The sequence below is a fragment of the Paenibacillus sp. FW126-R14 genome, from assembly GCF_058789495.1.
This window is the reverse complement of sequence record NZ_JBYTBS010000009.1, coordinates 87,346-101,855: the sequence shown is the minus strand read 5'-3', so window position 1 is coordinate 101,855 and position 14,510 is coordinate 87,346. Positions and strand designations below refer to the sequence as shown.

General features: G+C 48.5%; 17 protein-coding genes. 12 read left to right on the top strand and 5 right to left on the bottom strand.

Going from position 1 to position 14,510, the window contains the following annotated elements:
- Positions 1-71: 71 nt before the first annotated feature.
- The 3 genes from purT (at position 72) to AC3WRW_RS08960 (ending at position 2,160) form a co-directional block, all read left to right on the top strand.
- Positions 72-1,247, top strand: coding sequence for a formate-dependent phosphoribosylglycinamide formyltransferase (gene purT / locus AC3WRW_RS08970; protein ID WP_492545989.1), 1,176 nt, complete (start codon positions 72-74; stop codon positions 1,245-1,247).
- 49 nt (positions 1,248-1,296) lie between these two features.
- Positions 1,297-1,779, top strand: coding sequence for an acyl-CoA thioesterase (locus tag AC3WRW_RS08965; protein ID WP_492545988.1), 483 nt, complete (start codon positions 1,297-1,299; stop codon positions 1,777-1,779).
- Between the two features lie 105 nt (positions 1,780-1,884).
- Positions 1,885-2,160 carry a hypothetical protein gene (locus tag AC3WRW_RS08960; RefSeq protein WP_492545987.1) on the top strand — a complete coding sequence of 92 codons (276 nt, stop codon included), beginning with the start codon at positions 1,885-1,887 and terminating at the stop codon, positions 2,158-2,160.
- Between the two features lie 110 nt (positions 2,161-2,270).
- Here AC3WRW_RS08960 and AC3WRW_RS08955 read toward each other — a convergent pair whose 3' ends face one another.
- From AC3WRW_RS08955 to cysT, 4 genes are read right to left on the bottom strand one after another with little or no spacing between them, the layout of a single operon-like run.
- The gene (locus AC3WRW_RS08955; RefSeq protein WP_492545986.1) at positions 2,271-3,377 is read right to left on the bottom strand and encodes a sulfate ABC transporter substrate-binding protein; all 1,107 of its coding nucleotides are present in this window, start codon (positions 3,375-3,377) and stop codon (positions 2,271-2,273) included.
- A 36-nt stretch (positions 3,378-3,413) separates the two neighbouring features.
- Positions 3,414-4,499 carry an ABC transporter ATP-binding protein gene (locus AC3WRW_RS08950; RefSeq protein ID WP_492545985.1) on the bottom strand — a complete coding sequence of 362 codons (1,086 nt, stop codon included), beginning with the start codon at positions 4,497-4,499 and terminating at the stop codon, positions 3,414-3,416.
- A 13-nt stretch (positions 4,500-4,512) separates the two neighbouring features.
- Entirely contained in the window at positions 4,513-5,319 is an 807-nt protein-coding gene (locus AC3WRW_RS08945; RefSeq protein WP_492545984.1) for a sulfate ABC transporter permease subunit, read from the bottom strand.
- Complete coding sequence (gene cysT / locus AC3WRW_RS08940) at positions 5,316-6,122, bottom strand: sulfate ABC transporter permease subunit CysT (protein WP_492545983.1); 807 nt, start codon at positions 6,120-6,122, stop codon at positions 5,316-5,318. Before cysT ends, AC3WRW_RS08945 begins: the two co-directional genes overlap by 4 nt.
- Before the next feature lie 435 nt (positions 6,123-6,557).
- On the opposite strand from cysT, the gene AC3WRW_RS08935 reads away from it, so the two are divergent.
- From AC3WRW_RS08935 to AC3WRW_RS08895, 9 genes are all read left to right on the top strand, one after another.
- The gene (locus tag AC3WRW_RS08935; RefSeq protein WP_492545982.1) at positions 6,558-7,349 is read left to right on the top strand and encodes an ABC transporter permease subunit; all 792 of its coding nucleotides are present in this window, start codon (positions 6,558-6,560) and stop codon (positions 7,347-7,349) included.
- Positions 7,350-7,365: 16 nt separating this feature from the next.
- Positions 7,366-8,136 carry an ATP-binding cassette domain-containing protein gene (locus AC3WRW_RS08930; protein WP_492545981.1) on the top strand — a complete coding sequence of 257 codons (771 nt, stop codon included), beginning with the start codon at positions 7,366-7,368 and terminating at the stop codon, positions 8,134-8,136.
- Between the two features lie 38 nt (positions 8,137-8,174).
- On the top strand, positions 8,175-9,785 hold the full coding sequence (locus AC3WRW_RS08925; protein ID WP_492545980.1) for an FAD-dependent oxidoreductase: 1,611 nt from the start codon (positions 8,175-8,177) through the stop codon (positions 9,783-9,785).
- On the top strand, positions 9,785-10,123 hold the full coding sequence (locus AC3WRW_RS08920) for a 4Fe-4S binding protein (RefSeq protein ID WP_492545979.1): 339 nt from the start codon (positions 9,785-9,787) through the stop codon (positions 10,121-10,123). Before AC3WRW_RS08925 ends, AC3WRW_RS08920 begins: the two co-directional genes overlap by 1 nt.
- Before the next feature lie 45 nt (positions 10,124-10,168).
- Positions 10,169-11,188: an ABC transporter substrate-binding protein gene (locus AC3WRW_RS08915; RefSeq protein WP_492545978.1), complete on the top strand. Its 1,020-nt coding sequence runs from the start codon at positions 10,169-10,171 to the stop codon at positions 11,186-11,188.
- An 11-nt stretch (positions 11,189-11,199) separates the two neighbouring features.
- Positions 11,200-11,625 (top strand): DUF4395 domain-containing protein, encoded by a 426-nt coding sequence (locus AC3WRW_RS08910; RefSeq protein WP_492545977.1) that lies wholly within the window; start codon positions 11,200-11,202, stop codon positions 11,623-11,625.
- A 182-nt stretch (positions 11,626-11,807) separates the two neighbouring features.
- Positions 11,808-12,638 (top strand): alpha/beta hydrolase family protein, encoded by an 831-nt coding sequence (locus AC3WRW_RS08905; RefSeq protein ID WP_492545976.1) that lies wholly within the window; start codon positions 11,808-11,810, stop codon positions 12,636-12,638.
- 20 nt (positions 12,639-12,658) lie between these two features.
- A complete protein-coding gene (locus AC3WRW_RS08900) occupies positions 12,659-12,868 on the top strand; it encodes a YezD family protein (RefSeq protein ID WP_171681881.1) in 210 nt (69 codons plus the stop codon).
- 119 nt (positions 12,869-12,987) lie between these two features.
- Positions 12,988-13,944: an alpha/beta fold hydrolase gene (locus tag AC3WRW_RS08895; RefSeq protein ID WP_492545975.1), complete on the top strand. Its 957-nt coding sequence runs from the start codon at positions 12,988-12,990 to the stop codon at positions 13,942-13,944.
- Between the two features lie 127 nt (positions 13,945-14,071).
- On the opposite strand, the gene AC3WRW_RS08890 is transcribed toward AC3WRW_RS08895, so the two are convergent.
- Complete coding sequence (locus tag AC3WRW_RS08890) at positions 14,072-14,497, bottom strand: ester cyclase (protein ID WP_492545974.1); 426 nt, start codon at positions 14,495-14,497, stop codon at positions 14,072-14,074.
- Positions 14,498-14,510 lie beyond the last annotated feature (13 nt).

Below are 14,510 nucleotides of genomic sequence, written 5' to 3'. Positions count from 1 at the left end.
TTACTTACATAGATCTCAATAAGTTATAAGCTTGCTTAGGATGGGCAAACCATTAAGGGGGAAAATATTTCATGTACGGAGCACCTTTATCGAACAAAGCTAAGAAAATTATGCTGCTGGGATCGGGAGAGCTTGGCAAAGAAGTCGTTATTGAAGCGCAGCGTCTAGGCATTGAGACTATCGCCGTGGATCGTTACGCACATGCTCCGGCTATGCAGGTCGCGCATCGCAGCCATGTGATTAATATGCTGGATGGAGAGCAGCTCCGGTCACTCGTTGAGCAAGAGCGACCGGATCTCATCGTGCCTGAAATTGAAGCGATTGCGACGCCTGTCCTGGTAGAGCTTGAGTCGGAAGGCTATCGCGTCATCCCGACGGCTACCGCTTCCCGTTTGACGATGGACCGGGAGGGTATTCGCCGTCTTGCTTCTGAAACGTTACAGCTGCGGACAGCGAAGTATGCTTTTGCAAATAGTCTCGAGGAATTGCATGCGGCCGTTGCTGAAATTGGTACGCCTTGCGTTATTAAGCCGATCATGAGCTCTTCCGGCAAAGGTCAAAGCGTATGCCGTGCGCCTGAGAATGTGGAACAATCGTGGAACATAGCGATGGAGGGCGGACGTGCGAAGAACGCTCGTGTCATTGTGGAGGAATTCATTCATTTTGAGTCCGAAATTACATTGTTGACGGTACGTTCCGTTTCGGGAACAACCTATTGCGAGCCGATCGGTCATATCCAAAAAGACGGCGATTACATTGAATCCTGGCAGCCGCATGCCATGTCAGAGCAGCAAATTCTGGATGCGCAGCATATGGCCAAAACGATTACGGACGCGCTCGGCGGCTACGGCATTTATGGCGTAGAGCTTTTCTTGACCAAAGACGGCGTATACTTCAGTGAGGTTTCGCCTCGTCCGCACGATACAGGCATGGTTACGATGGCGACGCAGGATTTGAGCGAGTTCGCCCTGCATGCCAGAGCGATTCTGGGATTGCCGATCACCGGCATCCGTCTTTTAACGCCAGGTGCCAGCTATACGCTCAAAGCGGATCGCGAGCAAGTCGAGTACACCATCAGCGGGCTAGAGGAAGCATTGTCCGTTGCGAATACGCAGGTTCGCGTGTTTGGCAAGCCTGAGACAAAAGTAGGCCGCCGTATGGCGGTTGCGCTCAGCAGCGGTGAAACCGTAGAGGAAGCTCGCCGTTTAGCGAAAGAGGCTGCTGGCAAGCTTAAACTGAACTACTAATTGTAAGCAATTCTTGCATGGCCGATCGTTATCATCAGGAGGAAACTACATGGAAGCTAAACCAGCAAGACTCTCCCGGACCGTGTTAACTGAAATTATTTTACCTGCGGACACCAACTATCATAATACCGTGTTTGGCGGCCGCGTCATGCAGTACATCGACAAAGTGGCGACGATTGCCTCTATGCGTCATTCCCGCCGAGGCGTTGTGACGGCTTCTAGCGACAGCTTGGATTTCTATGCACCCGTAAAACTTGGTGAAGCTATTCAGTTGGAGGCTTTCGTCACATGGACGCATCGAAGCTCAATGGAAGTATTCGTGAAAATCGAGTCGGAAAACTTGTTGACAGGCGAAAGAAAGCGTACAGCCAATTCTTATTTAACCTTCGTAGCTTTGGACGATAACGGACAGCCTTGTGAAGTGCCGGGCATTATCCCAGAGACGGAGGAAGAGAAGCGACTCTTCGAAACGGCTGAAAAGCGATTTGCCGCGCGCAAGCTTCGGAAAGAGGAACGGAAATTATATTTGTAGCAAACATTGAGTGGATCTCATAGGGATCTGCTCTTTTTTTATGATGGAAAAATCAACTAATATGGATTATTATGGCAATGATAACGCCCCGGAAGGATGATCCAAATGAAAAAAACGATATTCCGCTCCTTGCTGTTCGCGATCCTACTCGTCATCGGCTATTATGCCGTTCAAGTGTTATGGGGCTACTATCTAACATTGAGGTATATGCCTGACATCGGCAATTCTTCATTTGCAATTGCTTATGAAAGTCATCATGTTGAACTCGGGATAAAAGCTAGCCCGCTTAGTGTGATTAGTGAAATTATGATCATCATGGCAATAGGTGTTGTTATCTATATTTCAGGAAGCTATGTCACGAAAAAAAGAACAACCCCTTGATACTAACTATGAGAATCGCCGTATTGAATGAAGTCTATCCCATGCCATTGTCCACAAAAAGCAAGCCCGGCAGCGAAATCAATTTCGCTCCGGGCTCTTTTGCAATCCGCTTACTTGGCTCCACCTTCTGCAAGGATAGTTTCCCAAATAGCGCCTTTGCCATACAGCTCTTTATTTACTTTATCCCAACCGCCCAGGTATTCAATATTGAATAAGCCGGCAGGAGTTGTGTAGTTTTTCTCATATTGTTTGGCAATTTCCGGCAGTACGGAGCGGAATCCTTTATCCGCGAATACTTTTTGAGCGTCAGGACTCCATAAGTATTCGAGGAATGCTTGAACAGCTTCGCGATTGCCATGCTTATCTACGTTTTTATCGATAAGTGCAACGGGATTTTCGATGGATGTCGTGTATTGCGGGATGACTTCCACATATTTTTTGCCGGATTGAATGCGGGAGATGAGCTCATTTTCGTAGGTGACGATGGCATCGCCAACGCCTTTATCGAAAGTCGCGAGGGAATCTGCGCCGCTCTTATCCAATACTTTGATGTTTTTGTACACTTTGGCTACATAATCCTTAGCGAAGGCCGGATCTTTTTTGCCTGCGGCCTCAGAAGTTTTCAAGCCTGCGCCATAGATCGCATTAATGTCCCATTTGGCTCCGCCGGACGTGCTTGGATTCGGGATCAACACTTCAACGCCCGGTTTTGTCAAGTCGGTCCAGTCTTTAATGCCTTTAGGATTGCCTTCACGCACGCCGATGGCTGCGATGGAAGAGGTGATGTTGCCTTTGTAAGGGTTGTTTTTCCAGTCGTGTGTAATCAAGCCTTTTTCAACGATTTTCTGGATGTCTCCTTCAAGGGAAAGAGGGGCGATATCCGCTTCGAATCCTTGGATAATCGCGGTAGCTTGCGAACCGGAAGCCACATACGATTCTTGGAATTCTACGGTTTGGCCGGTTTTCTTTTTCCACTCATCTTTGAATTTAGGCAAAATAACGTCGAACGAATCTTTCAGGATGGAATACGCGCCGATGGTGATCGTTACTTTTTCAGCCTTTGGAGCGGTAGTGGCCGCTGCCGTAGCCGCAGCTGTTGCAGCCGCTGATGGAGTAGGCGAGCTTGCCGTTTTAGTACTTGTTCCGCAAGCTGTAAGTGCGATACTTGCAGTGAATAACGTAGCAGTGATTAGGCCAAGCGATTTGAAATTTTTCATGGTTTACAACTCCCCTTCATTCTATAAATAGTTTTTTTATATAAAAACAGGCAGCGGATCTTGTTTCGCCTGATTTTCAATGACGATGTTCTCGGTTTTGGTAAAGACGGAAATATGGTGGATCAGAATATTCACTTCATCGCCGACACGATAAATTTTCTCTTTCACAGATTGATAAGCGAAGAGCTTAAGTGCGCCCGTATCGATTTCCAGGTACCAGGAATCTCCGCGGAAGTGGACATGAGTGACTTTTCCTTTTTCGCCAGCTGTCGCTAGATGGCTTACATCATGGGGGCGGACTTCGATGGATTCGGGACGAATCAACACGTTCACATCCGGCTGCCATTTGCCGTCTTGATGAATTTCATCCAAGTATGGGAATCCGACGAGCGGCGTATATGTGGGGATCACATTGGATTCACCGATGAAGGATGCGACGAACGATGTTGCCGGCTTCGTATAAATTTCCCACGGACTGCCTTGCTGCTCGATTTTACCGCCTTGAACGAGGATGATTTCATCCGCGACTTCGATGGCTTCATCTTGATCATGGGTGACGAAGAGTGTTGTCACCTTAAATTCATCGATCAGATTACGCAGCCAGAGGCGCAGCTCTTTGCGGATTTTGGCGTCGATTGCGGCAAAAGGCTCATCAAGCAGCAGCAATTGAGGCTCAGGCGCCAAAGCTCTGGCGAAAGCAACCCGTTGGCGCTGACCGCCGGATAGCTGGTGGGGATACTTGCGTTCGTTGCCGGCAAGCCCCATTAAGTTCAGCAGATAGGTGACTCTGTCATGGATGAAGTCCTTTGGTTTTTTGAGAACTTTAAGTCCGTAAGCCACGTTGTCAAAAACGGTCATATGCTTGAAGAGCGCGTAGCTCTGAAAAACGAAGCCAATTCCCCTTTCTTGAACGGGCAGATGGGTGGCCAGCTTTCCATCGAAATAAATGTCTCCGGTTGTCGGACTCTCCAGGCCGGATAACATGCGCAGGATGGACGTTTTCCCGCCGCCGCTGGGGCCGATCAAACCAACGAGATGACCTTTCGTAATGCTGAAATTAACATCTTTGATGGCATGAAATGACCCGAAATGTTTATTGAGATTTTTTACTTCGATGTGCATACGGGGTTCCTCCTTAATGGCTTCTCAATTTTTCGCTTCTTCTTTTCAACCATTCTAACGTTAATAAAATAGTAATGGAGATGAGACCGAGTACAAATGCGACACTATTCGCTGCAACGAGCTGAAATTGCTCGGCGTCTTGATAGACGAGTGTAGTTGCAGTTTGCGTTTGGTTGATGATATTTCCTGAGACAACTAAGATAGAGCCGAATTCACCGAGTGATCTTGCAATGGTCAAAATGAGTCCATACACGACGCCCCAACGGATGCCCGGCCATGTGATTTGAAAAAAGGTTCGCCATGCACCGGCGCCAAGGGTAGCGGAAGCTTCTTCGGACTGCGTGCCGATTTCTTCGAGCAAAGGAACGACTTCCCGGACCATAAGAGGAAACGTAATGAACATCGTAGCCAGAACCATACCGGGAATGGCATATACGATTTTCATGTTATGATCTTCCATGAACGCTCCGAGCGCTGTGTTCGGGCCGAAAATGAGAATGACCATTAAGCCGACAATGACAGGCGACACCGCAAAGGGCAAATCAATCAGCGCATTGATGACAGGCTTCAACCAACGGGAGATCCAGGAGCCTCTCACGATTTCTAAAGAAAGGTAAACACCGACGATGGTATTTAGCAAGGTTACGATCAGTACAATAATGAAAGAGATTTTAAGGGCATGCAATGCTTCGGGTCTTACAAGCGCATCGAGAAAGGCTTTCGGACCTTCTTCAAACGCACCGAAGGCTATGCCGAGGAACGGCAGTATAATCAATAGAAAAATGACGAGAAACGAAATGCTAATTAGTACTCTTCTCATGCGAGGCGCCCCTTTCCGCGTGTCAATACGTTGATAATCCACAAAATAAGGAGGGATAACGTAAGGAGCACAAGGGAAATAGCTGCCGCGCCTTCTGGGTTATAGTTCTGCGTTTCACCGTATATATAGACCGATGCGACCATTGTTTTACCCGGCAAATTGCCGGAGATTAAGGAGATGGCGCCAAACTCGGCTAGGGATCGGGAAAAAGCGAGCATGCTGCCGGCAAGAATTCCCGGCAAAACAGCTGGAAAAACAATTCGGCAGAACGTGTAGAATCTGCTCGCGCCAAGTGTAAAGCTGGCTTGTTCTTCAGCAGGGTCAATTTGCTCAAGCAGGGGTTGAACGGTCCGAACTACGAATGGAAAAGTAACGAATACCAAGCCGATCACAATGGCCGTTTGATTGTAAAGCAGCTTGATTCCAGCGTGATCGAGCCAGACGCCAAGCGGACTTGAAGGGCCAAGCAGCGTAAGAAACATAAGTCCTGCCACAGAGGTTGGCAGAGAGAAGGGGAGATCGACCATGCTGTTCAAAATGCTCTTCCCGCGGAATGTGTATCTGACCAGCACATAGGCGATGATGGTTCCAACTATGGCTTGAATGATCGTCGATACAACGCTGAGCTTGATTGTAAGCAAGATGGATTTCCAGGCTAGTGGTCCTGTTACTTCTTGCCAGAAGGGTTCCCATCCTAAAGAAAATCCTTTGAAATAGATGGAACCGATCGGGATGAGCAGAAGCACAATCAGATAGCCAATAAGCACAGATCGAACCGTAGCTTTAAATACCGTGTTAATCACATTGCACCACCCATTTTTATTAATCATAGCGTTTTACTCGGAATATTAAATTGAATATAACAGCGCGTAGTCAAATTTGTCAATACACCTATTCCTGTTTTTTATGGAATTATTCAAATTTATTTATAATTGTCAAGCGTGTACCCTCTTCGTGATCGGCCATTAGATGAAAGAATACAAAATAGAAGGATGAATCGGTTGAAAGAACGCTGGCAATAAGGACTCGCACATTGTTGTTTGCAAAAAAAGCATTGACGCGCCTTAAGGCCGGTGCTAGTATATGTATCAATTAATATCCGAGTAAAACAATAAGAATTATAAAATTTATAAAGAGTCGACCAGATGACTGGAGACTCCCGTCCTTGCTTAGCGGGGATCGGGAGTCTTTTTGTTTTCTAACGCCTCTTCACTTTATAAAAAGAAAGAGGGAATCACATGCTAGCTAATCGCAACGCTCCAATTGCCCGTTCCAAGGTTTGGCAGCCATGGGTCATACCGATTCTCATTTTACTGCTATGGCAAGTGTTTGGCTTAACCGGATGGTTATCGCAGCAGATTTTGCCAACGCCATGGGAAGTCGTGAAAGCTCTATACGGGGTGATTAAAGACGGAACCATCTTTGAATATGTTGCGGTGAGTACGAAGCGGGCGTTTCTAGGCTTCCTTATTGGCGGCAGCATCGCATTTGTCATCGGTTTGCTTAATGGGATTTTTCCAATCGCTGAAAAATATATTGATTCTTCGGTGCAAATGATTCGCACCATTCCGCATCTTGCGATGATCCCGCTCGTCATTATGTGGTTCGGCATTGGCGAGACCTCCAAATTATTTCTGGTTTCACTCGGCGTTGCTTTTCCGATCTATCTGAATACGTTCCATGGCATCCGCTCCGTTGATCCGGGTTTGATCGAGATGGGCAAGGTTTATGGCCTGAGGGGGTTCTCATTATTTGCTAAAGTCATTTTGCCGGGAGCATTGGCGAACATCCTGCTCGGCATCCGTTTCTCCTTAGGAATCATGTGGCTCAGCTTGATCGTCGCCGAAACGATTGCCGCGGATTCAGGGATTGGTTATATGGCAACGCATGCCAGAGAATTCATGCAGATGGATGTGGTGGTCTTATGCGTTATTTTATATGCAGTCTTAGGAAAACTATCGGATTTAATTGCCAAATTTTTTGAAAACCGCTGGTTGAAATGGCATCACAACTATATTCAGAAAGCGTAAGAAGGGGAGGATTCTTATGAGTAAAACCGGAGGCATTCAGCTTCACATTCGCAATGTGAACAAATCTTTCGGAACGACACGCGTGCTTTCAGGCATCGATTTAAACATAAAGCAAGGAGAATTTGTCGCGATTGTGGGCCGCAGCGGATGCGGCAAAAGCACGCTTCTCCGCCTTATCGCTGGCTTGGATGAAGCGACAAACGGAGCCATCTTGCTGGATGGGCAGGGGATTCAAGGCATTCACAAGGATACTCGTGTGCTGTTTCAGGAACACCGGCTGCTTCCTTGGAAGAAAAATATCGATAATGTTCGAATCGGTGTGAAATCCGGCGACAAGGAGATTGCTTATAAGGCGCTTCAACAAGTTGGCCTTGAACATAAGAAGGATGACTGGCCGGCTGTTCTGTCCGGTGGTCAAAGACAACGTGTCGCGTTGGCAAGAGCGCTTGCCGGTAACCCGAGGCTTCTTCTCTTGGATGAGCCGCTTGGCGCATTAGATGCTTTGACTCGCATCGAGATGCAGCAGCTTATTGAACAGCTTTGGCTGGAGAAGCAATTTACCGTGCTGCTCGTCACTCATGATGTGAGTGAAGCCGTAGCGTTGGCGGACAGAGTCATCCTGATTGAAGACGGAAAGATTGGGCTGGACTTGAAGATTTCGCTGGCCAGACCGAGGGAGCATGATAGCGGCTTTGCTTATTTCGAGAAAACGATTTTGGACCGGCTGCTTGTGAAGCAGCACTATGAAGCGGCAAAAACTGCTTCTGCAGAGGCTTTTTCCATTTAATGAAATCTAAGATTGATGAGATGAGGGAGGGCTTGAAGATGACACAATATGATTTGCAATTGCACGCGGATGTCCTCATTATCGGTGGCGGACCTTCCGGGGCTTGGGCGGCGATTACGGCTGTCAAAGAAGGAGCAAAGGTCGTCCTTGTAGATAAAGGGTATTGCGGTACGAGCGGCGCTACGGCGCCATCGGGAACGGGCTTGTGGTATGTCAATCCAACGACCGAAGAACGCGAAGCAGCGATGAAGAGCAGAGAGGCGCTTGGCGGATATCTCGCGGATCGCGGCTGGATGAAAAAGGTATTAGACCAAACGTATAGCAATACGAACCAAATTGCGGCTTGGGGATATCCGTTCCCGATCGATGAAACAGGCACTTCGCATCGGAAAAGTTTGCAAGGACCCGAATACATGCGTTTAATGCGCAAGCAGGTGCAGAGAGCGGGTGTCCGCATTCTCGACCATAGTCCTGCGCTGGAGCTTCTCGCGGATGAGCATGGGGTCGCCGGGGCAACCGGCGTGAACAACCAAACCAAAGACACATGGCGCGTGGATGCCGCATCGGTCGTTATTGCAACCGGCGGCTGCGCGTTCCTGAGCAAAGCGCTCGGTACGAATGTTCTAACCGGCGACGGGTACTTGCTTGCCGCTGAGGCAGGGGCAAATCTGTCCGGGATGGAGTTCTCTACCGCCTATTCGTTAGCACCGGCTTTTTCTCCGGTAACGAAGTCGGCCTTCTATACGTGGGCAACGTTTTACTATGAGGATGGCACGGTGATCGAAGGGGCCGGTTCGCAGCGCGGGCGGTCTGTCATCGCCAAGACACTGCTGACACAACCGGTATTCGCAAGAATAGATAAGGCGGATGACATTGTCAAAAAAGCGATGAGGCAAGCGCAGCCGAACTTCTTTTTATCTTTTGACCGTCTGGGCATCGATCCTTTCACTCAGAAGTTTCCTGTGACACTCAGATTTGAAGGAACAGTGAGAGGAACCGGGGGCATTCATATTATCGATGAAACTTGCGCGACGGAAGTCCCGGGTCTTTATGCGGCGGGGGATGCCGCGACACGAGAATTGATCTGCGGCGGATTTACCGGCGGAGGCAGCCACAATGCGGCTTGGGCGATGTCGTCGGGGTATTTCTCGGGCGAGGCAGCGGCTAAATATGCACGGAAATTGGGCGCAGCAGCTTCGGATCGCAACGCCAAAGGCCTATCGGAAGCGAGCGGCGTTCCGAAACTGGCGACAACGAAGCCGGGAGCTCTTGATACGCATGAAATTATTAAAGCCGTTCAGGATGAAGTGTTCCCGTATGACCGCAACTGGTTCCGTACGGGAGAAGGTCTGCAGAACTCTTTAGGGCGATTGGATCAACTATGGCATGAATTGAAGCAAGGCATTCAAGCTAACGACGGCAATGTCGTGCGGGTTCGCGAAGCGGCAGCCATGACAGCTACGGCGAGATGGATGTATACCAGCGGTCTTGAACGCAAAGAAACACGGGGTATGCATCGCCGCGAAGATTTCCCGCGTATCGACGAAGCGCAAAAGTACCGCATTAAGAGCGGCGGCTTGGATAGGCCATGGGCGAAGCCATTGGCGGATGGTGCCCAACCGGCCGAGATTAAGGAGGCTGTTGTGTAATGATAGAACTGTTAAGCAAAGATCGCTGCATTAGCTGCAACCAATGCGTTTCCGTCTGCCCGACGAATGTCTTTGAGGCGGTACAAGGGGATATTCCGGTTATCGCCAGACAGTCGGATTGCCAAAGCTGCTTTATGTGCGAATTATATTGCCCGACGGACGCTTTGTATGTTTCACCGGTTGCAGAAGAAAAGACAAAGGTTGACGAGGGAGAGTTAGTTCAGGATGGCTTACTAGGCAGTTACAAACAAAACGTGGGCTGGGGGAAAGGCCGAGTATCTACCGCCTCATCTGACGGTTCCTATATCATTTTCCAGCGTATGCACGCATCGCATTAATTCGTTTATTTTCCAATCCATTTACAACTCAGGGGGTCAAGACATATGAAACAACGAACTTTGAAAGCAGCCAGCCTTGTACTTATTGTATCCTTATTTACCTTACTGCTGGCAGCTTGCGGAACTAAATCAGAGAAAACATCGGCTCCGGCTCAGGCGAACGCAGCAACCAATGCCAAGATTACTCTGCCTGAAACATTGCGTATCGGTTTTATTTCGGCGAATAATAACAAAACGATTACCGGACCTGAAGGCTGGGCACAATCGAAGGGCTACTTAGAGAGTGAGCTAAAAAAATACGGTGTGAAAGAGTTCAAATACTTCACGTTCCCGAACGGTCCAAACCTTAACGAGGCGATCACGGCCGGTTCGCTTGATGTTGGCATCTATGGAGATACACCGGCCATTAACGGCAAAGCGGCAGGCTTGAAAACGCGTCTCATCAACATCACACAGGTCAATATGAACGCATGGCTGGTTGCCAAAGCCGACGGTCCGAAATCGTTGGAAGATCTCAAAGGTAAAAAGGTCGCCACTTCCCAAGGCTCCTATATGAGCCGTTATTTAACCAGCCTTTTGAAAGAGAAAGGGCTTGATAAGGATGTGAAAATCCTTCATCTATTGCCAGCAGATGCGGAAGCTGCTCTTTCCCGCGGGGATATTGCTGCTTATGCCTACCCGACCGGCTTCGGACCTTTGCTGCTGAAAAAGGGCTATGTGGCGATCGATGAAGCCGCCAAACATCCGCTGCTGCAAGGCTCCAGCTTGACTGTTGTAACGGAGGATTATCTCGCTAAAAACCCGCAATTTCCGAAGCTGTGGAATGATCTGCGCACGAGAGCCGTCAAAGAAATTCGTGAGAACAACGAAGAATATTTCAAATTTTATGCAGAAGCCTCCGGATATCCGTTGGATGTGGTAAAAGCTTCATTCAAAATCGATCAATGGCCTGTGGAGGCAGCTCTGCCTGACGGACTCAAACTGATCGAAGAAACGAAAAAATTCCTGGTCGATCAAGGCTTGGCTAAGAAAGATTATGTGATCAAGGACTGGTTAACGAATTAGGAGTGACTGCGATGAGAGAAGTCCCCGTTTCCTTTGTGAAGGCCAATCAAACAGGCATTGTTCTTTTTGTTCTATTGGCCTTAGCGTTTCAGTGGGCATGGCTGGTTGCTGTACTTTGGGTCATTCAGGTGTTTGGATTAGTTGGCGGAGCGAAATGGAATGTGTTCGTAGTGGCATTTAAGAACATTTATTCCAATAAGGCCACGGCGACAGAAACGCAAGCGCAAGAGCTGACCAGGTTTAACAATGTTTTGGCTGTATTATTTTTATCCATATCTCTGGTAGCTTTTGCGATTGGGTGGGCTTTTGCCGGGTATCTGTTTGCGGGATTTTTACTTCTGGCAGCAGGCGCAGCACTCCTTGGCTATTGCGTTGGCTGCACGATTTACTTTCAGTACAAACAGTTTATTAATAGACAAAGGTTCAAGCGCGGTTAATGCATGCCAAATATGGAAAGACTCTCACTTGGGGATACTTCGGTGAGGGTCTTTTCGAATCAGCGTATTTTTACCGAAAATATGTTAAAAACAGGATTGACACCCTCGTAAGTGGATGCTAATATTGGTATATACCTAATTCATACTAATCTTATCGGAATTATACGAAAGGGAGTTACATCATGGAGCATGCTATCACTATACAAAGCGACGACATCGAATTGGCCGCAACACTGCATTACCCGACGAATCAAACAGGAGCTGCGCAAGCCGACTGTCAGCGTTGGCCGCTGATCATCATCTGTCATGGTTTTATCGGAAGCCGGATCGGCGTAGATCGGCTGTTTGTGAAGGCAGCGCGTGAGTTTAGCTCCAAAGGATATTTGGTGCTGCGATTTGATTACGGCGGTTGCGGCGAAAGTACAGGAGATTACGGTGCAGGCGGACTGGATGCTCTCATTGAACAAACGCGCAGAGTCATTGATTATGCTGTAACGATTGATTGCGTAGACTTGAGCCGTGTCGTCTTGGTTGGACATAGTTTAGGCGGAGCTGCAGCCGTATTGACAGCAGCGAAAGATTCCCGTGTCAAAACACTTGTGCTGTGGTCAGCAGTGGCACACCCGCATAACGATATCGTTCGAATCGTCGGCAAAAACGAATATGAGAAGCTTCCGCTTGGCGGCGCTATCGATCATCATGGTTATTTACTAACGAGCCGTTTTTTTGATTCGTTAGCTCAGCATCAGCCTTTTGAACAACTGCGGAAATTTAACGGCGATGTGCTCGTCATTCACGGTACTGCGGATGATATCATCCCTGTTGATTATGCCCCTTTATATCAGAAAATGTTTTGGCTGCGCAATGAAGGGCAATGCGAGCTTGATCTTATTTATCAAGCGGATCATACGTATTCGACATCCGGAGCGACCAAAGAACTATTTGAGAAAACGAGTAATTGGCTGTCCTTTATTCAGAAACGGAAAAATGACTGGAATGACTGGACGATATGATAAAGAGCGGAGGAAAAAAGATGGCAAAACCATTGGAATTAGATGATATTTGGGTAGACAGAATTAAGCAAATGCTTAACGGGTTGGAATACGGATCGGTACAGATCGTTGTGCATGATGGGAAAATTGCTCAAATCGATAAAACAGAGAGAAGACGGTTCGACACTCCCGCGCAATCTCAGTCTCAATTGCAAGCTGTTAAATCAGTTAAGCAAACCAGCAAAGCCTAGCCATCATAAGGATATTCATGAGCAGCCCTCTTTCTTCGGAAAGGGGCTGTTTTCATGTGAAAAGAGAAGTATACTGAAGAGAATACTGGAACTGCAGCAGGCAGGAGGTCGGGGCGTTTATGAGAAAGCAGCATTTTATTTGGCAGGACGATGAGAATAACAGTCACTATGTGTACGAATGGCTTCCTGCGGAAGCGATTGCAATGATAGGAATTGTGCAGATTGCGCACGGCATGGCCGAAACGGCGGAGAGATATGAAAGGCTCGCTGAGGTGCTGACGGATAGAGGTTATGCCGTCTATGTGAACGATCATTTGGGACATGGGCGCACAGCCGGATCGGCGGATGCAGTGGGTAAATTTGGCAAGAACAGCTTTGTGCGTATGGTGGAGAACATGGGGAAGCTTACAGGGCAAATTCGGGAGCGTTATCCGGCTCGGGTCCCCTTGTTCGTCATGGGTCACAGCATGGGCTCCTTCTTGACACAATCATATATGGGTACTTATCTCGTGCAATTTCCTACCCATGTACAAGGCATCATTTTGTCAGGATCGAATGGAAGGGAGGGCGCAGCGCTTAACGCTGGCATCGCGCTAGCGGCAGCCGAAGCGGCGATTCGGGGGGACCATCATCGCAGTTGGCTGCTGACGTCGTTGTCTTTTGGCGCGTATAATAAAAAATTTGCTCCCAACCGGACGTCCTTTGATTGGTTGAGTACGGACAAGGCGGAAGTCGATAAGTATATGGACGATCCATACTGCGGTGTGATGTTTACGTCTGGTTTTTTCCGGGACTTCTTCCGTGGGTTGAAGGCGATCCATCGCCCTGCGCATCTTCAGCGGATTCCGAAGACATTGCCGGTCTATATTTTCTCAGGGGAGGAAGACCCGGTTGGCGGTCATGGCAAAGGGGTTCGCAGATTGATCCGGATGTATGAGGAGCTCGGACTTACGAAAGTGAGCGGCAAACTTTATCCGGGTGGTCGGCATGAGATGCTGAACGAAGTGAATCGCGAGGAAGTTATGGCCGACTTGGCGGATTGGTTGGACCGGCAGGTGGGGGAAGAGCGGGGTTAAGGCATGCCGTTCTTTACAGGGGATTGGCGGAGATAGAAGCCATTAGAGAATGCTATTTGAGCGCAATGGGGAGAAAAAATAGAAATAAGAGCCTTTAGAGGCTCTTATTTAGTGGGTAGCGGCTGAGCTAGTCAGCGTTCCGCTGAAGCTGCAGGCGAATGCCTTCGCGGTCGATTTGAATCCAGTACTCGACGATTCGTTCTTTCTCGACCCGATAAACGGCGCTCGCAATTTCAACGATGGTTTTGCCGGAAGGGGTGAATCCGTCCACCTCGCCGACATGTGTGCCGGTTTGTTTCCAACGGACGTAGACGCGATCGTCCTGGGCGATCAGCTCTTGTACGTCTAACTTGAAATCGCCGTATGCGGCGATCATTTCCCTGACGTGATCGGCATAATTGGCAGGCGTGCGGTGAACGGTTGTTTCGTTCTCAGCCGTCATTTGATGGGCCAGCACTTGTTCGGCCATATAATCATGAGCGGCATCGGGCTGCAGTCCGGTACGGACGTTATGGAAAAATTGCCGAACGACTTCTGATGGTGTTTTTGACATCGATAAGGACTCC